The sequence below is a fragment of the Bradyrhizobium sp. BRP56 genome, assembly GCF_020194035.1.
GTDB lineage: Bacteria > Pseudomonadota > Alphaproteobacteria > Rhizobiales > Xanthobacteraceae > Bradyrhizobium > Bradyrhizobium australafricanum.
In genome coordinates this window covers 80,575-97,900 of the sequence record NZ_JADYVV010000032.1, presented here as the reverse complement: position 1 = coordinate 97,900, position 17,326 = coordinate 80,575, and the positions used below count along the sequence as shown (strand labels likewise).

Annotated in this window: 11 protein-coding genes and 4 pseudogenes; 7 read left to right on the top strand and 8 right to left on the bottom strand. The window is 59.9% G+C overall.

The window, feature by feature from the left end:
• Positions 1–128: 128 nt before the first annotated feature.
• Together I6F38_RS22765 and I6F38_RS22760 are read right to left on the bottom strand one after the other, a co-directional pair.
• Positions 129–689, bottom strand: a pseudogene (locus tag I6F38_RS22765) (ATP-binding protein); the annotation flags it as partial.
• Positions 690–700: 11 nt separating this feature from the next.
• Positions 701–1,483, bottom strand: a pseudogene (locus tag I6F38_RS22760) (IS21 family transposase); the annotation flags it as partial.
• Between the two features lie 47 nt (positions 1,484–1,530).
• Between I6F38_RS22760 and I6F38_RS22755 the strand changes: the two are divergent.
• The 3 genes from I6F38_RS22755 (at position 1,531) to I6F38_RS22745 (ending at position 4,484) form a co-directional block, all read left to right on the top strand.
• Positions 1,531–1,797, top strand: coding sequence for a DUF5372 family protein (locus I6F38_RS22755; protein ID WP_225161868.1), 267 nt, complete (start codon positions 1,531–1,533; stop codon positions 1,795–1,797).
• 164 nt (positions 1,798–1,961) lie between these two features.
• Positions 1,962–2,432: a helix-turn-helix domain-containing protein gene (locus I6F38_RS22750; RefSeq protein ID WP_075969308.1), complete on the top strand. Its 471-nt coding sequence runs from the start codon at positions 1,962–1,964 to the stop codon at positions 2,430–2,432.
• A 270-nt stretch (positions 2,433–2,702) separates the two neighbouring features.
• Entirely contained in the window at positions 2,703–4,484 is a 1,782-nt protein-coding gene (locus tag I6F38_RS22745) for a recombinase family protein (RefSeq protein WP_225161867.1), read from the top strand.
• 272 nt (positions 4,485–4,756) lie between these two features.
• Here I6F38_RS22745 and istA read toward each other — a convergent pair whose 3' ends face one another.
• From istA to I6F38_RS22730, 3 genes and pseudogenes are all read right to left on the bottom strand, one after another.
• Positions 4,757–6,157 carry an IS21 family transposase gene (gene istA / locus I6F38_RS22740; RefSeq protein ID WP_225161866.1) on the bottom strand — a complete coding sequence of 467 codons (1,401 nt, stop codon included), beginning with the start codon at positions 6,155–6,157 and terminating at the stop codon, positions 4,757–4,759.
• Positions 6,158–7,307: 1,150 nt separating this feature from the next.
• Entirely contained in the window at positions 7,308–7,916 is a 609-nt protein-coding gene (locus tag I6F38_RS22735) for a phasin family protein (RefSeq protein WP_225161865.1), read from the bottom strand.
• A gap of 205 nt (positions 7,917–8,121) precedes the next feature.
• Positions 8,122–8,327: pseudogene (locus I6F38_RS22730) on the bottom strand (IS256 family transposase); the annotation flags it as partial.
• Between the two features lie 1,293 nt (positions 8,328–9,620).
• On the opposite strand from I6F38_RS22730, the gene I6F38_RS22725 reads away from it, so the two are divergent.
• The 4 genes from I6F38_RS22725 to I6F38_RS22710 all read left to right on the top strand — a co-directional run bounded on the left by I6F38_RS22725 (position 9,621) and on the right by I6F38_RS22710 (position 12,634).
• Positions 9,621–10,511 (top strand): SAM-dependent methyltransferase, encoded by an 891-nt coding sequence (locus tag I6F38_RS22725; RefSeq protein ID WP_050999678.1) that lies wholly within the window; start codon positions 9,621–9,623, stop codon positions 10,509–10,511.
• Between the two features lie 113 nt (positions 10,512–10,624).
• Positions 10,625–11,467, top strand: coding sequence for a TauD/TfdA family dioxygenase (locus tag I6F38_RS22720; RefSeq protein ID WP_225161864.1), 843 nt, complete (start codon positions 10,625–10,627; stop codon positions 11,465–11,467).
• Positions 11,468–11,571: 104 nt separating this feature from the next.
• A complete protein-coding gene (locus tag I6F38_RS22715; RefSeq protein WP_038381342.1) occupies positions 11,572–11,814 on the top strand; it encodes a hypothetical protein in 243 nt (80 codons plus the stop codon).
• 55 nt (positions 11,815–11,869) lie between these two features.
• A complete protein-coding gene (locus I6F38_RS22710; protein ID WP_038381343.1) occupies positions 11,870–12,634 on the top strand; it encodes an SAM-dependent methyltransferase in 765 nt (254 codons plus the stop codon).
• A 13-nt stretch (positions 12,635–12,647) separates the two neighbouring features.
• On the opposite strand, the gene I6F38_RS22705 is transcribed toward I6F38_RS22710, so the two are convergent.
• The 3 genes and pseudogenes from I6F38_RS22705 to I6F38_RS22690 form a co-directional block, all read right to left on the bottom strand.
• On the bottom strand, positions 12,648–14,708 hold the full coding sequence (locus tag I6F38_RS22705) for a prolyl oligopeptidase family serine peptidase (protein ID WP_225161863.1): 2,061 nt from the start codon (positions 14,706–14,708) through the stop codon (positions 12,648–12,650).
• A gap of 210 nt (positions 14,709–14,918) precedes the next feature.
• On the bottom strand, positions 14,919–15,158 hold the full coding sequence (locus I6F38_RS22700) for a hypothetical protein (protein WP_225161862.1): 240 nt from the start codon (positions 15,156–15,158) through the stop codon (positions 14,919–14,921).
• A 1,678-nt stretch (positions 15,159–16,836) separates the two neighbouring features.
• A pseudogene (locus I6F38_RS22690) lies at positions 16,837–17,298 on the bottom strand (IS3 family transposase); the annotation flags it as partial.
• Positions 17,299–17,326: the final 28 nt, after the last annotated feature.

Below are 17,326 nucleotides of genomic sequence, written 5' to 3'. Positions count from 1 at the left end.
CACGCGGCACCAAACTGGAGCGGTGGAGTGCTTGCTGCATGGCGCTGATTCTCCCCAATCAAAGCGCCAGACATCTCTCGAACTGCATCAAAAGTGAGTCAGAGCCAAATTTGAACGCCGATTGACACTTCGAGGATTTCCAGGAGGTCATGACGGGCGCCGGCACCGAGCGGCTCGAGCCTCCAATCATCGAGGATCAGCAGATCGACACGGCCGAGGCCGCGCAACAGGCGTGGATGGCGGCCGTCGCCGCGCGCGAGAGCGAGGTCATCGAACAGCCGCGGAACACGTTGATAGAGCACGGAGCGATTGTCGCGGCAGGCCTTGTGGCCGAGCGCCGAGGCGAGCCAGCTCTTGCCGACGCCGGCCGGGCCGCAGATCAGGAGATTGACGTGGTCGTCGATCCAGCGTCCCTCGACAAGCTTGGCAAACAGTGGGCGGTCGAGGCCGCGCGGGGTGCGGTAGTCAATGTCCTCGACGCACGCCTGCTGGCGCAGCTTGGCGTAGCGCAGGCGAGTGGCGAGCCGTTTGTCGTGCCGCAGCGAGGCTTCACGTTCGAGCAGCGGAGCAAGCCATTCGGCGTGACCGAGGCTGCCAGCCTCACCGGCGGCTTCGATGTCGGCGAAGGCCTTGGCCATGCCGTGGAGGCCGAGGGCGTTGAGGCGGTCGAGGGTCGGATGGGTGAGCAAGGGACGGTCTCCTAATTGTAGTAGCGCGGTCCGCGGATGTTGGCATGCAGGATCGGCGCATCGTCCGCGGAGCGCTGGTGAGCAGGACGCCGATCGAGATTGTTGGCGAGGATCGACTTGACCGAGCCATAGGTGCGCGCACCGATGTCGATCGCCCGCGCAGCCGCGGCGTCCAGCCGTTCGCGCCCGTAGGACGCGGCGAGCCTGAGGATGCCGAGGCAGGCGCGGAAGCCTTGTTCGGGGTGCGAGCGCTCGTCGAGAATGAGGTCGCACAATGCGCTGGTTCCCGGCCCGATCGCGGCGGCGTCCTGGCGGATACGCCCGATGGTCCAGCCGGCGTAGCGCCGATGGCTGGAGGCCATGTGCTCCGGCACGGTGGTGTGCTTGTGATTGCCACTCATGCGCTGATGCGCGGCAATCCGCTCGCCCTTGTGGAAGACCTCGACGGTGCGGGCGGTGAACCGCACCTCGACCTCGGCACGCGCGAAGCGATGCGGAACGCTGTAATAACGCTTCTCCACCTCGACGTGGTAGTCGAGGCTGACGCGGCGGATCCGCCACTCCGCGAGGACGTATGGGCTTGCCGGCAACGGCTTGAGCGCCGGCCGGTCGACCTCCTCGAGCAGCCGGCGGCGCGTCACGCCGAGCCGTCGGATCGGCCGCTCCTCGTTGAGCCTGGTGAGCAACTCGCCGATCGCTGCGTTGACCTCGGTGAGGCTGTAGAAGACGCGGTGGCGCAGGCGGCCGAGCAGCCAGCGCTCGATGATGAGGACAGCCTGCTCGACCTTGGCCTTGGCAAAAGTTGTCGACTGCAGGTCATGCGGGTACGACCCGGCAAAAGGTGCGGATCACGCATCCCTTCCATCCGCTTTGCGGTCGCAAGTTCGAGCTGATCTGTCGGCGCCGTCATTGGGGCGAAGACCGGCTGGTCTATGAGGGCCAGAACGGTCGACTTTGCACGATCGCGAGCGCCTGGACCGATATCGATCCACCCGACGAGTTCCGGCTGATCGCTGCGGGTAGAGCAGCCTTTTGCGCGGCTGACCTGTTGGCGCTTTGTGACGCGCTGGACCGGCTCGCGGAGAGCGTCGGCGTCGGCGTTGCGTAAACATAAATACGCCGTGTGTGTAAAGATAATGGCGCCGTACCGTCGAGGCAGCCTGGCGTATCACTACGCCAATAGTAGCCATATATTTGAATATTGCGTTGATATCTTCATTGACACTCAATATATAGAGGCGTATTTATATTTACGTCAGATTGAGGCCGAGCATGGCCAGGAACAAGCGGGATCCGAAGAGCGAGGCGCTGGCGCAAGACGGCGTCCTCAATCCAAATCCCGAAGCCGTCCGCGATCCCTCGTTCGTCAGCAACCCATTCTTCGATGCCAAGGACCTGGTGCAGGTGCGCTACGAGATGGTGCGACGTCACCAAGTCGACGGCATAGCAATCAGCGAGGCCGCCGAGACATTCGGCGTAACGCGCCCGACCTTCTACAAGGCGCAGAGCGCCCTGCAGACCGCCGGGCTTGCCGGCCTGTTGCCGAACCGGCGAGGCCCCAAGGGCGGCCACAAGGTCTCTGCCGAGGTCGTTGCGTTCGTCGCCGCTCTCAAAGCTGCAAGACCCGAACTGACGACGTCGCACTGCCTAGATGCGATCGAGGCGCGGTTCGGCGTCAAGGTGCATAGACGCAGCCTGGAGCGGGCGCTGGCGCGCAAAAAAAAACGACTCAACCCAGCTTGATCGTCGCGCCTGCGGACGCAGCGGACAGCTACGAGATCCTACGCGCCGCCGCATTGCGTGCCGAGTTCACGGCCTGCCCAGGTCTCATCATTCTTCGTCGACGGGGATTGGCAGCGTGGGTCCGAGCGCGCGGACAAGAGGTCGATACGGAGGCGGCCTGCCACGACCATCGGCTCGCGCACTCGGCCCCAGACAATCCGTCGTCCCCAACAGGTGACGTCACGCGCCTCATCGCCGGCATCCTCGTCGCCATCGCAATGGAGCCCTTCCATGCCTGAGCTTAAAGTCACCGCCGACCATCTCAAGCGCGACGTTTACCTCTATGTCCGCCAATCGACCCTTCGCCAGGTCGCCGAGCACGGCGAGAGCACCCAGCGCCAATATGGATTGCGGGATCGAGCGGTTGTGGCCGGCTGGCCGATCGAGCGCATTCACGTCATCGATCGCGATCTCGGCAAGTCCGGATCAAGTATGACAGCAGGCGACGGCTTCCAACAACTGGTGAGCGAGGTGGCGCTCGGCAAGGCCGGTATTGTCATGGGATTGGAGGTATCGTGCCTGGCGCGCACCTCGGCCGACTGGCACCGGCTCATCGAGCTTTGCGCATTGACGGCGACGCTCATCCTTGACGAAGACGGTATCTACGATCCAGCCAGCTTCAATGATCGCCTCTTGCTCGGCCTCAAAGGCACGATGAGCGAAGCCGAGCTGCACATCCTCAAAGCACGCATGCGTGGTGGTCAGCTCAACAAGGCCCGCCGCGGCGAGCTCGAGATGTGTCCTCCGGTCGGGCTGGTTTACCGGAACGACCGGACGATCGGCCTCGATCCCGACATCCAGGTGCAGAACGCAATTCGTCTCGTGTTCGATACCTTCGAGCAGACCGGAAGTGCGATGCAGACGGTCCGCTTCTTCCGGGAGCAAGGTTTGCTGTTCCCGCGCCGACTCCGGACAGGACCGAACAAGGGTGATCTCCTTTGGGCGGCGCCGCACCATGCGCGCGTTCTGCAGGTGCTCCACAATCCACGCTACGCCGGCGCTTTTGCGTATGGCCGAACGCGCATACGGCACCGGCCTGATGGTGGCACCAGTGTCGTCAAGGTTGCCAGGGCCGATTGGCAGTTCGTTATGCCGGGGATGCACCAGGGCTACATCGATTGGGAGCGCTTCGAGGCCAACCAGCGGCGGCTCGCCGACAACGCTCGTGCCTTCGGTGGCGAGCGGCGGTCGGGACCGGCGCGTGAGGGACCGGCGCTCCTCCAAGGCCGCGTGGTCTGTGGCCTGTGTGGCGAACGCATGGGTGTGCGCTACAGCCAGGAGCACGGCAGCACCGTCCCAACCTATCTGTGCCAGGCGAACGCGGTACGCCGCGCGGGATGGACCTGCCAAACGGTTCCCGGGAAGATTGTCGATGCGGGGATCGCAGACTTGATGATCGAGCTGATGACGCCGATGACGCTGGCCGTCACCCTTGAGGTGCAGCGCGAGCTTGAGGCGCGCGCCGCAGAGACCGATGCAGCGCGTCGCCAGCATGTCGAGCGGATGCGCTATGAAGCCGAGCTTGCGCGTCGACGCTACATGAAGGTCGATCCCGACAACCGGCTCGTCGCGGATTCACTCGAGGCCGAATGGAACGACAAGCTGCGCCGTCATGCCGATGCCGACGAAGACTACAAGCGCCGGAACAAGCAGCAAGCTGCGGCCCTCAGCGCACAAGCCCAGCGACGCATCCTTGACCTCGCCGAGCAGCTTCCGCGGATTTGGCAAGATCCGCGAGTTGACTCCCGCGAGCGCAAGCGCATCGTGCGTCTGCTCATCGACGACGTAACCTTAATCAAGTCGCAAACCATCACGGCCATGTGCGCCTGTCTGGCGGCGCCACGCGTACCTTGGTGCTCGACCGGCCGCTACCCATCGCCCAGATCCGCAAGTTCAAACCTGAACTCGTCGCCGAGGTCGATCGTCTCCTTGACCACCATTGCGATCGCGAAGTCGCCGAGATTCTCAATAATCACGGATGGCGTACGTGGGAGGCAAAGGCGTTCAATCTGAAGAAGGTTGCCTTCATTCGCTGCGCCTACAAACTTGCGAGCCGATATGAGCGGCTGCGTCGACGTGGTATGCTCACGACGCGCGAGATCGCCGCCAAATTCTGCGTCTCCGAGACAGCCGTACACACGTGGGGTCGCCAGGGGGTCATCAAAAAATGCTATACTGATAGCCTGAACCGGGGCCTGTGGGAGATCCCACCTGGCATGACGATCCGCAAGGGCTGCGGTGGGCGCGGCGCCCGCCCGGCGCAGCTCACCTCCATCACCGCGCCATCAAAGGAATAAGGTGCAGTATGAAGCGCTCGCCTTATCCCGCGGCTTGCGCGGCCGCGCCGGCAGGACGGCCGTGCCGTAATGCGCGGCCATCTCCGCATAGGTGCGATTGATCTGCGGGTCGTAGAGGCTCGCCTTGATGACTGCGACTTTGGTGTTGTCAGGCACCAAGAGCGCCGGGACGCCGCCGATCGCCGCGAAGGCGCCAACATGGGCGCTGATCCAGTCGGCGAGCCCCTGCGTCCACGTCGCCTGCGCGTAGGTGAAGCTCGAGGCGCCGAGCACGGCGACGAAGATCTCCGCATCGCGTACAACCCCGGTTTCGCGATCAACGATCATGATCTTCTTGCCGGAGTAATCGACAAAGACCTTGTCGCCGGCCGGATGGTCCTGCCGCATCGTCGGAGACAGCCGCCGGTCGAATTCTCGGAATAAATCGCAGAACCGGCTGTAGCCATAACCTTCCGGGTGGACCGCCCGGTACTCCTCCCACAGCACCATCAGATTGACGCCAGGCCGCTTCAGCTCACAGGCCAGCGAGGCCCAATCCGGCTCCCGGTGCCGGCGAAAGCCGCGCCTGACGCCGGCATGGGCAAACAGACGTTGTTCAAGAACGGCGTCGGTCAGATCGCCCGCCAAAGGCCACGCCAGCCCGGATGTCGCATGGTCAGTTCTCTCTTGGCCGGCATCCGCTTCCCCACGTTGATCAACGCGGGACTCGATGCCTGAGGGACTGACCCAAACGAAAACGCCGACTTCCAAAAACCCGGCCGGCTTCAAATCGGAACGATGGCCGGCTTCAAGTCGGAATACCCGGCCGGAATAAATCGGAATCCGCACGCAAATTGTCGGCGAGGATGGTGGCGATGTATTCCAAATACCTTCGCAAGGTGTGCGCAGCGCCAGACAGTCGGAGCGTTTCAGCTTATCCGAGGTGACGCCGGCTTTGATTGAAGCTCCAGGCGCCAGATCGCGCAGCGGTTCAAGCTTTAGCAGTGTGCGGCGCTCGTTCAGAGCGGCAAGCAGGTCGGATTCGCTGGGCGTTCTTAATCCAAAATGCTGAAAGAACTCCTGCTTAGCGCGGCTGTCATCGGTATCGGCCCTCGTCGCCTCTTTCTTAGTGTCATTCATCACTCTTAGGAGCGACGTTCGGGCTTTCTCGACCTGTTCCAGCCGCAACAAGGTCTGAACATCCGTCGATCGCTTCCCGGGAGGCGTGAGAATGTATTTAATGATTTGATGCCTTGAGAGCGCGAACTCGGGATGTGTTTCGAGCTTCGTGACGAATTCCCGCGTCTTTGCATCGTTCGGAGTGATTGTCGGCGTCGAGGGCGATTTGACGCTCCGTTCGATGGTAATGCTCTTGCCGAGACTCAGCGCGTAGCCGGTGATCTTGACCACGGCCCTTTCCGGCTTCTTATTTGAATCGACGTGCGGCGCGTGCGCTTTCACGCTCAGATCGGCTGTGCCCTCTCCACCTACACCAACTGGCCAGCCTTACCGCACGACGTGCGTCATTATTATCCAAACCAGCAGGACGGCGCTTAAGACCGCAATGCCAATACCGATGCGAGCCGCGGTTGAATAGGAACGGAAGCGTGGTTGTTTGAACATGCGACTTCTTCTCTTGTCCCTTGACGCGAGCGGCGTACCGCTGATACGTCCTAATTCCGTGGCGCGAGTTCTTTCTTTAGGTATGCGAGCTTGACGAACCGGTTCCGGATTGCGGCCTCACGCCGCGCTTTAGCTCTCTCGCGATTTCTCTCGTAGCTCGCCCGGCTTCCCGCAGTTCGGCGTCGACGCTTCGCCTGCAAGCTCGCGAACTCTTACGCGACAAGGTCTCGTCTGAGAATGCTGACCCGTTTGTTCAGTGCTCGGCGCAACGCATTGCCCTCACATGTCGTCATCCTGCCAGCAGACCGCTCGGACACACAATCCACCATGACCCGTTGAATCTCGACTAGTGTCATACTTTCGATCTGGGCAATGCGTTTCTTAACGTCGGCGCGCAAGTTGGCAGTCTTTTTAGACATCGTCAGATCCTGATGCTCCACGGAGTCCAGCCCGAAAGGCTACCGACGTTTGACGGTACAGCATCAACAGTGGATCGGGCTCCTACCTCCTCTGGGGGGGGGCGACCGGATCAAGTCAGAGGGACAGGCAAGGGCTCTATCGCGCCGAGCAGGATGAAACCGACGCGACGGCTTACGCCATTCAAGGCTGCCGACCTCCAAGAGATAAATCGAAAGCACGACCTTCTGTTAGCCCGGCATTCAGGGCTTCTGTTAGCCCGGCATTCAGGGCGCCGCATGCCACGGGCCCACGACGGAACGATCGTGACAAGTCGCTCCAATGAGCGTTGGTGCGTAACGGAGAATCCAGGGGCGCTGCCAATTCAGAGACTGGCATTAACTCGACATTGCGTTTACCGCGGTAGCCTTGGTTTTCTCAAAAATCTCATTCCCAAGGCGGAAGAGCAACCGACAAGCAGCGCTCGTTTTCCAGCCGAACCTATATGCCCGTTAGGCGAGTGCCGGACTTTTTCCATACTTCACTTGATCTGCTTTCCGGTTTCGTCGGCCACTTTGAGCGACAGGTCGGCGATCCGACGGCTACCCTCCAGAGCAATTTCCACAGACTCCCGCACAATATCACTTTGTGCGGCTACAAATTCCTGAGGGGTCTGGCAGGTCCACAGCTCGCTGATGTAGTCCATGTTCTTCCCGACTTGATGCCGAACCATCTGGCTGTACTCTTGAGAAATTCCATTCATCACTTTGGCGGCAGCATTACTGGTGTAAAGGATCTTTTGCGCGTTGCGCGCCGACCGTTCCGTTGCCTCTTTTGCCCGTTGCACCCCTTCTCCCGAGACCCCGAGCGTGCGACCAAGTTGCTCGGTAGAGCGTCCCACGGCTAAGGTCGTCGCTTCCAGGCCGATCCGCCATGCGTTCTGCACCGTCTCAACGTTCTGCTTAAGAAAGTTGGAAGTTGATCGGGCCGTTTCTTCTCCGGCTTGAGCGGCACCTTGCCCGACATGCGCAGTCTGATCAGCTGCAGCTTGTCCGGTACGGCTGGTCTGCTCAGCAGCCCGCTCGCCGGCACGGCGAGCGGCATCATCTGTCCCTGGTGTAGACTTGTCGTCCTGGCGTAAGTTTGCCATGCTTGTTCTCCATTTTCTGCGAGTTCCTGACTTGCTTAGCACCGTCAATTGCACTTTTCAGGTCCTTCTGGCCTTATGTTCGGGACAGGTTTCTTCCAAAACGGCTCTACTTACTTAGCTGAGAACTGAGAACAGCGAACCTACTAATTCTAGCACCTCTGCACAGTGATTATGGCTTTGGAAGTGGGCGGATAGACGCGGCCCTAACCCCGGTCGCGGCCACCAGCACGAGATCGTCGCCGGGATGCAACCCGTCGATTTGGACCACCAGAGGGTCGAGCGCGGACAGATCCGCAGCCATGAAGTCGGCCAGCCCCGCCGACACATTGATCAGCATCAGTTCATCGCCCAGCGACCGAGCCGTTCCTCATGCGCGGCCGTTTCCTAGCTCGGGACCGTGACCTCGCGACCCTTCGCGCCTGACCCACGGGCGCTCGCGCGAGAAGTTGCCGAAGACCGTGACGGTCTCGGCCCTGGTCAAGTGATCCCGCTTCGTTGTCATCAGCCTTGCTATCGACCTCGCGGCGGGAATCTTCTGCAATTGTTGATCGCTGGCTTTTTCAGCGTGCCGCCGCCGCGTGGTCCATTCGGTGACCATCGTAAAGAACCTTGCTCCTTCAGCCGGCGTCAGAGTGCGGCGCCGTTGCGACAACCGCCTGTCCATTGCGTCTCTAAGAACGGCAGCTGGTTGTCGAGCGTGCTCAGACGCAGCGCCCGTTTGCCGACCGCCTACGTCGGCGGAATTCGCAACCTCCCATTTGATACCTAGGCGATTCGCTATGTTGTTTTGCGCGGCAAGGCGCTGAAGCTGCTCGGGAACTATGTACGCCTCGTCGGCACTTGCATTGGTGCTGCCGGCAACGGCCAGAAACGTCGAAACAATTATGCTCTGCTAAACGCGGCAAGTTCGATGGTTGTGACAAGTAGGCCACCAAGGAGAGACGAGCTATCTTCGCCGATGTGCCCCTTTGTTACCGCCCTGTCAGCGGCCGCTCGTTGCCTCTCTGGGTCATACGGGAACGCGCGTGATATCAAATCCCTGCGCCGCGGCGTTACTGAGAGCGATTCTCTTATCGGACGTCATTGCTCCGCGCATCCTTCCTAGACTCGGAAACTTGCCATGCAAGCGCATTAAAGGCCTTGCGCATGCTACTCAGCGCCAGTCGCGATCGCACTCAGAGGGCGAAAATCAACTCAGGCCTTGGCAAGCTGTCCAACGAACCTCCGCATCACTTGCTCCGGACGGCGGGAGCCAAGCGGTTCTGGTTCAGTCTTCTTCATAACGGAAATGTGGCCCGCCCATGTTGACCAAGTCGTAGATCGGCCCTTGATGCTCTTCTCTCTCAGGCAATTGCAGACGCGAGAAATCATTGGCGGTTGTGCCCGAAGCTGTCTATTTCTCTCGCCGCCCAACCAATTCTGGTAGGTGCCTTGCGGATCTTCTCGGGGATACAGCTCCTGCAAGAGCAGAAAGGATCCAAAAATCAATCAAAGGACCAAACCAAAGCACAACCTACGTCGAAAGGATCAACATTTATCGATCGTGTTTGGGACGCGGTCAGCGTCTTTGCGCGTTTGATGGAGCGGAAACACGGAAACACATTGAGCAGCGACGCTGCGAGTTTACGTGCTATCATCGTCAGTCCCCGTTTTAGTCTTTGCTGTTGCGCACGGGCGACAGCTGCCTGCATCGGAGCGCCGGTCATGTCTGCACCACCCAAGCTTGGCATCCTGGCCATCATCGGAACCGGAATCCAAGGAGGACGGCAGTTGACCAGAGAGGCGGTCACGCGGATTAAGAGTGCCGACGTGATCATGTTCTGCGTGTCCGAGCCACTAACCCGTGACTGGCTGCTTGAGCTGCGCCCAGACGCCGAGGATCTCTCGCGCTTTTATGCGGATGGCAAGGATCGGCGCACCACCTACGAGGAGATGGTTGAGAGCATGCTCGAGCCGGTTCGCCAGGGCAAGTCCGTCGCGGCGGCGTTCTATGGCCATCCAGGCGTCTTTGTCTCGCCCTCACATGAGGCCGTCAAGCGCGCCCGGCACGAGGGCTATCGCGCCTTCATGCAACCTGCCATCTCCGCGGAGGCTTGCCTTTACGCTGACCTTGGCATCGATCCGGCGGAGCACGGCTGCCTGTCCTTTGAGGCGAGCGAGTGGCTTGTTTTCGGCCACAGGCTTGATCCGAGCTGCGTCGTGATTCTATGGCAGGTCGATTGCGTCGGCGAGGCCAGCTATCAGAGCGATGGCTACAACGGTGCGCATGTGCCGCTCCTTATCGAGAGCCTCCTACGCTATTATGACGCTGATCACATTGGATATCTCTACCATGCACCCGTCCTGCCGATCGGCCGCTCAAAGGTTTGGCCGGTGAAAATCCGTGAACTGCACGAGACATTGCGGCGGTACAGAACCGCCGGGACGCTGTTCATCCCACCGGCGGCAGAGCCGCCAGTCGACCTCGATATGGCGCGCCGCCTTGGCATACCTGCCGACGAACTTGAAAGGGATATTCACATGCCGCCCTGGGGTGTCGATCCGCGCTTCCAGATTATCATGGGCAACACGGCCGAGCCGGAGCCTCACCGGTGACCAGCGAGCCAGCGACGCCTGTCTGCGTACAGCGGAGAGTCAATTTCTCCACGGGTGCACTATGGGATGCCTTTATCGGCGCCCGCCCGGAGGTTTGGCGATTTGAGATTCCCTTGCCCCTCCTCGATCCCGCGCCTCTTGCGAAGGTCTCCGCTTACGACTGGGCAGCGATCGTCCGCTCCGATCTCTTGCTGGACGCCGAGGATGCGCATGCGGGATTCTTTGCAAGAGTTGAACAGGCGCTGGCGCAGGGGCCCGGTTTCGCGCTGCTCAGCCGCATCCCCGTCGAGACCCTTTCCTTCCGCGAGGCGCGCTTGCTCCACATCATAACGGCGAAGAGGTTTGGACGCTTGCGCCCGCAGGATGTCTCAGGATCCTACCTCTGCGACGTGGTCGACCCAGACATGCCCGACCACGTGCAGAGCGACGAGCAAGTTGCGCTCGGACGACGCTGGAATGACTTGCCCTGCCATACCGACCACGCCTTCGGCCGTGACCCTCCGCGCCGCCTCGCCTTCCTCTGCTTCCGCGCGGCGGAGGCGGGCGGCGCGGTACGGCTCGCTAGTGCGGCGACGCTGCTCGCACGTGTCGCGAAGATGGCGCCCGGCCTTGTTGAGGACCTGCGGCGCCCCGTTCCCTTTGACGTGACGCGACAAATTGACCCTGCCGACGAGGCACTCGACGCTGTCGCGATCCTCGACTCCGATGCTGACGGCACTCGTTTTCGCTATCTCTATCACCAGATCGCTTACGCGCGCCTCGACCCGCGACAGCGCGAGGCGGTAGGAGCTTTGGAGACGGCTCTTGCCGAACCCGGGCTCATCGCCGAACTCATGCTCTCACCAGGTGACGTGCTTTTGATCAACAACGGCATCGTCTTGCATGGCCGGGGCGCTTACCGCAATAGGCAGGTGCCACGTACTCCACGCCATCATCTCCGTCTCTGGTTGATTTAGCTCACGGTTGCCAGTCAACTTGTACCATTACCAGATATGGTAGTTGTCGCTACATTGTTGCAAGCATACTTCTATAGTCAAGATTGATCGTACGAGAGGGCAACATGGCAGAGTCGAAGCTTTACGAGTTTTTGCGCGGACTCAACGACGATTCTAATAAACTCACTGAGTTCGAGAACGATCCAGAGGGCGCTATGAATGCTGCTGGCCTCACTAATGAGGAGAAGGAGGTGGTCAAGAGCGGTGACGAGGAGCAGATCATGCGTCAGCTCGGTGCTCAGGACGCTGCGCAGGCAGCTTTCCGCGTAATTCGCATCCGCAATATCCGCATTCGCTTCGGAGTCTAATCGTGGCGACAGCGAACGCTGTCGCGCGCCTTTTCTGTGAGGGAGTGCCGAGGCGATGGGTTTGCTGACTGTGGTCGGAACCGGGATTAAATCCCTCGCGCACATGACTACGGAAGCGGCCGCTGCAATCCGTCATGCCGACAAAGTGCTCTATGGCGCTGGCGAGCCGCTAACAATCGATTGGATAGTGCGCAACGCTAAGTCCGCCGAATGCCTCGACGTGCTTTACGAAGAGGGCAAAGATCGGATGCTGACCTACAATGCGATGGCGGAGGTGATCCTCTCGTATGTGCGCTCGGGGCTGAAGGTCTGCGTCTCGTTCGAAGGTCATCCCGGTATCTTTGTCGACGTTGCACATCGCTGTATTCGTACGGCGCGGACCGAAGGTTATCAGGCGCGCATGCTGCCCGGCGTCTCGGCACAAGATTGCCTGGTCGCGGATCTTCTTATCGACCCGGCCGAATACGGCTGCCAATCTTTCGAAGCGACAGACTTCCTCCTGCGCGGCTACAAGCCGGACGTAACCAGTATGCTCGTTCTCTGGCAAGTTGGCTGCATCGGGCTCTCGACTTTCTCGCGTAAGCGCCAGCCCAAGAAGAATGTGCGCATCCTCACCGAGGTGCTGGAGACGTCTTATGGCGCGGACCACCCGGTGATTGCCTATCAAGCCGCGCTGTTCTCGGTATCATCGCCGACAATTGTCGAGACGCCGCTACGCCGTCTACCCGAGTACGATCTCGGCCTCGCCACGCTCTACGTCCCGCCGCTCCGTGAGGGCTTGGTGAACCGCGAGTATCTTGCGCGCTTTGGTATCGCGTGAGCGCGCCTTGCTTTCAGCCGATTAGCCTGCGTTCGACGGCGATCAAGAAGGCGTAAGCCGTGGCTGTGTCTCGGAACTGCTCGTATCGACCCGAGCGGCCCATGTGGCCTGTATCGAACTCAGTCTTGAGAAACTGCATGCCGCTCCCGGTCGACATAGTCCGCATGCGTGCTATCCATTTCGCCGGCTCCCAGACTGCCACCTGCGTGTCATGCAGGCGCGCGAGCGCGAGCACGTGCGGATAGGGTTGCGGGTGGAGTTTCTCATAGGGAGCGTACGAAAGAATGCAGCGGCGGTCCAGCGGATCATTCGGGTCGCCCCACTCGTCGTAGTCCGTTGTCGTGAGCGGAATAGTCGGATCAGAAAGCGAGTTCAGCAAGTCGACAAACGGCGCGACTGTAACAACGGCACGGAACAAGTTAGGCCGCGCGTTTAGAGCCGCACCAACGATCACGCCGCCGGCACTCTCGCCCATTGCATAAAGAGTCGAAGCGAGTCCGACCTCGCGCGCGTATTCGGCGCAGGCGATAAAATCGGTGACGCTTTTGGGCTTGTTCCGCCGCCGGCCGGCGTCGTGCCAGACGCGACCGAGTTCACCACCGCCGCGCACATGCGCGATCGCGATCCGAAAGCCGCGATCAATCAAGCTGAAGCGCGGCAGCCAAAGATATGGGTCAATGCTGAAGCCGTAGGCGCCGTAGCCGTAAATGAGGGTTGGAGCTGCCCGTCCACGGTCGCTCTTGCGAGACAAAATGGTCAGCGGAACGCGCGCGCCGTCTGGACGATCAACACGATGCTCCTCCACGGCATAGTCGTTTCGGTCGAAGTGTCCCGCTGGTCGCTCGAGCTTGAGCACTCTAGTTTCTCTCGAGTCGAGATCGATCTCGCAGGTGCAGGGAAAGTCGGTATAAGTTGCCCATTCGTATCGGATGGTTCCGGCATCGAGCTCAACGTTGTCCTTGAAAGCGACCGAGGCAGGCTCGTCCGAAGGGGCGAGAGCCTGTTCGACCCCGCTCCCGATCGAAATGATGCGCCCGCGCATCGCACCGTCAACACGCTCAGTCACGGCAATGGTGCCTTGCAGGACCTCGAAATCCTCAAGATAGGATCCAGGTTCCGGCGCCCAGAGTGATCGCCAAGCACGCGCTTCCAGAGCGTCGCGCGAGGCACGCATCAGGCGGAAATCGGGGGCACTATCATTTGTGCGGATAACGAAGGCAACGCCATCGAATTGAACGTCATATTCGCATTTGGGCCGGCGCGCCGCAATGAGACGCGCCGGCCCAAGGACGTCGTCCCCCGGCACGAAACGGACCTCGTCCTCCTCGCCCGAACTACTGCGGATGAAGACGAAATCGTCCCCCTTCGCAGGGTAGACGGAGCATGAGAAGGCCTCATCTGTTTCGTCGTAGACTGTCTCGGCGCTCTGCGGGGATGCACCGATCCGATAGCGCTTTACCCGCCGCCAGCGCAAAGTTTCGGAATCGAGCTCGGTATAGAACAAAACTTCCCCGTCCTTCGAGAAGACCATATTCCCGGACGCGCCCTCGATCGTCTGCGGCAGGATGGCGCCCGTAGTGAGATCCTTGAAGCGAATCGTGTACAGCCGCTCGCCGGTGACATCAACAGCGAAGGCGAGCAGGCGCGAGCGCCGATCCACGCAAACTTGGATGTCGCACGATGCGTGCGACTCGGCGAGAGCAGCGTAGTCGAGGATGGTTTCGCGGCTCCCAGGGATGCCGAGGTGCGCACGCTCGAAGCGGGGATATTCCGCGCCTTCGGGGTAGACAAAGCGATACTCGTACTCCCCATATTTGTAGGGCACAGTCTCGTCCTCACGCGGGGTTCGAGAAACGATCTCCTCGAAGATTTCTTCCTCGACACCGCGCGCAGGCGCCATGGCCGCCGCAAAGCGCGCATTCTCCTCCTGGATGAAGACCAGGAAACGCGGGTCGGAGACATCCCGCATCCATGAAAAATCGTCCTTGTCCTTACTTCGTCGAGCCATAATTCGGTCGCCGTCTCCATGCGCACCAACCAAAGACTGTAGACTCGCTGGGAGCGCAGTCAACATGGGCGGCGGGTCCAACAAACGAGGGGTTTTCTCGACAGCATTGCCAACTCCAAGCCTCAAGACCTACTTGAACGCTCAGAAGCTGAATAGCCTATTCAGGCCAGTGAGAGAGTGCACGTGGGACGGGTGCGCCGGCGCCGGGTAGGCGGCGAGAAAGCTGAGGAACCAACCTTAGGCCGCGCGACCCGCAGTGCGCCACAGGTGGAACACTCAAGCCGACTGCACAAAGAAGCTTCGCCCGTTATCGACGGAGTCGGCGTCGCCCAACCGGTTGAACGACTGGAGTATGTCTCTAACGTCAACCAATATCTGCTCGCCTTCCTTGAACGCGGCAGCAACCTGCTCGGGCGTGAGCGGTGTGACACTCCGTAGAAGCAATTGTAAAATCTGACCGGCCTGATCCTTCGGAGCCTGAGGAAACTCAAGCTTGCCGCGCGACTGACTGGACACTCCAATCTCTTGAACTCTGTCAGCGCGATGAGCCAGAGGTCGTCCATTTCGTGAGGAAACCGGTCTGGACTAGATACGCAATTGGAAAGAAGTTTCTTGAAACTATCCTTCCTGATCAGCTGAACATCTTCCACAAACATTGTGAAGAGACAGCGCATCAGAAATACGGCCACGCCCGCTTGCGTGAATCCCCTAGCTTCAAGGGCTCTTGAAACCTCCGCTAGAGTTCCAGCAATCTCCTTGGTTAAAGCCGAAGCCAAATATCTCGTTGTCATCTTCTCGATAGTTTCTGCAGATAAACTTGTCGATGACATTGCGCTTCAAGCCGTAGCCGAAGGCGCCGCCGAGTATTGCAAGAGGCCAGAAGCTCGAGGTTCAACCCCGCCGTCATAAAATGCAACCTGGTCCGAATTTGATGGGTCGATTGCCGCAAAGGTATGCCACACGCTAGTGCGCCGCACCCCTGCTGAAGAGTTGCCGGTGCGGTCGAAAGCGCAACCACTCATTTTCCATGGCTCAAGTCCTTGAGACGAGTCAGCGAGACCTTGTTTCGAACACTCAGACGAAGGCTGGCTTCCGATCAAACTTTGATGATTGAGGCAAGAATATACGCGACTAATAGTGTTCTTTGTATGATATCGCGAGCTTTGCGAGGGGCAGTGCTCGCGATTAATACACGTTGAGCTTGCATGTTTAACTTAAGTGCTTCGCTCGACCTTGTCGACTACCAGATCTGGTTAGTGATTGTTTTCAAACTTGATGCTTTGCTGAGGCCGCCGATTTTAAGTGCCCAGGAGGACTAAAGTCGTCGCTGGATAATGATGCATTTATCCTGAGCGAGGGCGAATGAACATGCAGATGAATCGGGAGGGGGCGCTTGTCCGAGCGGTCTGCTGGCAGGATGACGACATGTGAGGGCAATGCGTTGCGCCGAGCGCTGAACAAGCGGGTCAGCATTCTCAGACGAGACCTTGTCGCGTAAGAGTTCACGAGCTTGTCAGACAAAGCACAGACGTCGCACAGTCATAGGACACGAACTTAACTGGGGGAGTCTGGATAAATGAACGCTTCTAGGTGGAAGTTGCCAGGTAAGCGATTTACCCGATGGTCTAAGCTGGACGACCAGCGGGTAATCGAACTGTGGGAAGCCGGGCGAGCTGCGAAAGAGATCGCGAGTGAGCTAAAGCGCAGCGAGTCGGCTATCAGGACCCGGGTCGCGACCCTTGCACGTCTAAAGAAAGAACCCATGGTAGTGAGTTAGGATGAAGAGGAGCGGCGTCTTTAATTTGGACTTCCTTAGCGTCGGCGATCGTTGCCGGCTAGTGATGACATGGGAGCGAACTCGGCGCATCTCGCCCTTCGTCCGTCCCGCATTAAGGTGGGCGACATGAAACAGCATGTCCGAGCGGCGTCAGCTGCGGTCGCGTTCGCTTACCATCGTCACTGCGATGTCCTCGGCGTGTACGAACGTGAAACCAAAACGTGCAACGAGATTATTGTTGTCGTATGCGGAAACCAAGTGAACGGATACGACCACGACAGTGAATGCCAGGTCAGCGGTTTGTTACCGTACTTATATCACCACGGCGTTAAATCGCGTTGGATAATGAGCCCTGGGACGTCGGAGATTTGCATCGGCTATGACGACGACACATCGTCCTTCTTCTCAGTCGCTGCCGCGGAAGGTGAACCGTGGCGCAGCGCCGGCGAGAAGCGGGAGAAGATATCGATGATCGTAAGCACGCGCAGCTTGTGTCCCGTCGCCAACTGGTCATGGACGAAGTCCATCGCCCAGGTCTCGTTCGACCGCGTGGCCGGCCTGCGGTCATCGCGCAGCTTGCGCCTTGACCCGGCGCTTCGGCGTTTTGTTGCGCAATTGCAGGCCCAATTCGCGATAGATGCGGCGCGTCTTGTTCTGGCCATAGCGCCAGCCTTCACGACGAAGCAGGACGTGAACACGACGATAGCCGTAACGAACGCGGACATGACAGATCTCCTTGATCTTCTGTTCGAGAGCAGCCTGGCCGGAGCGACGGGACTTGTAGTGGTACGTCGAGCGGTCGAACTCGAGAGCGTCACAGGCCCTGCGGATCGACACCTGCCACTCGCCACAGACCTCGTCGACCAGCTTGCGCTTCCGGCGTGCCCGCTGTCAGGCAGAAACTCCA

What these genes read in the sequence shown, in the direction of transcription:
- I6F38_RS22715 (WP_038381342.1), top strand. Translation starts at nt 11,572, where the DNA reads ATGGCAGAGTCGAAGCTTTACGAGTTTTTGCGCGGACTCAACGACGAT.
- I6F38_RS22735 (WP_225161865.1), bottom strand. Translation starts at nt 7,916, where the DNA reads ATGGCAAACTTACGCCAGGACGACAAGTCTACACCAGGGACAGATGAT.
- I6F38_RS22745 (WP_225161867.1), top strand. Translation starts at nt 2,703, where the DNA reads ATGCCTGAGCTTAAAGTCACCGCCGACCATCTCAAGCGCGACGTTTAC.
- I6F38_RS22705 (WP_225161863.1), bottom strand. Translation starts at nt 14,708, where the DNA reads ATGTTGACTGCGCTCCCAGCGAGTCTACAGTCTTTGGTTGGTGCGCAT.
- I6F38_RS22725 (WP_050999678.1), top strand. Translation starts at nt 9,621, where the DNA reads ATGTCTGCACCACCCAAGCTTGGCATCCTGGCCATCATCGGAACCGGA.
- I6F38_RS22750 (WP_075969308.1), top strand. Translation starts at nt 1,962, where the DNA reads ATGGCCAGGAACAAGCGGGATCCGAAGAGCGAGGCGCTGGCGCAAGAC.
- I6F38_RS22710 (WP_038381343.1), top strand. Translation starts at nt 11,870, where the DNA reads ATGGGTTTGCTGACTGTGGTCGGAACCGGGATTAAATCCCTCGCGCAC.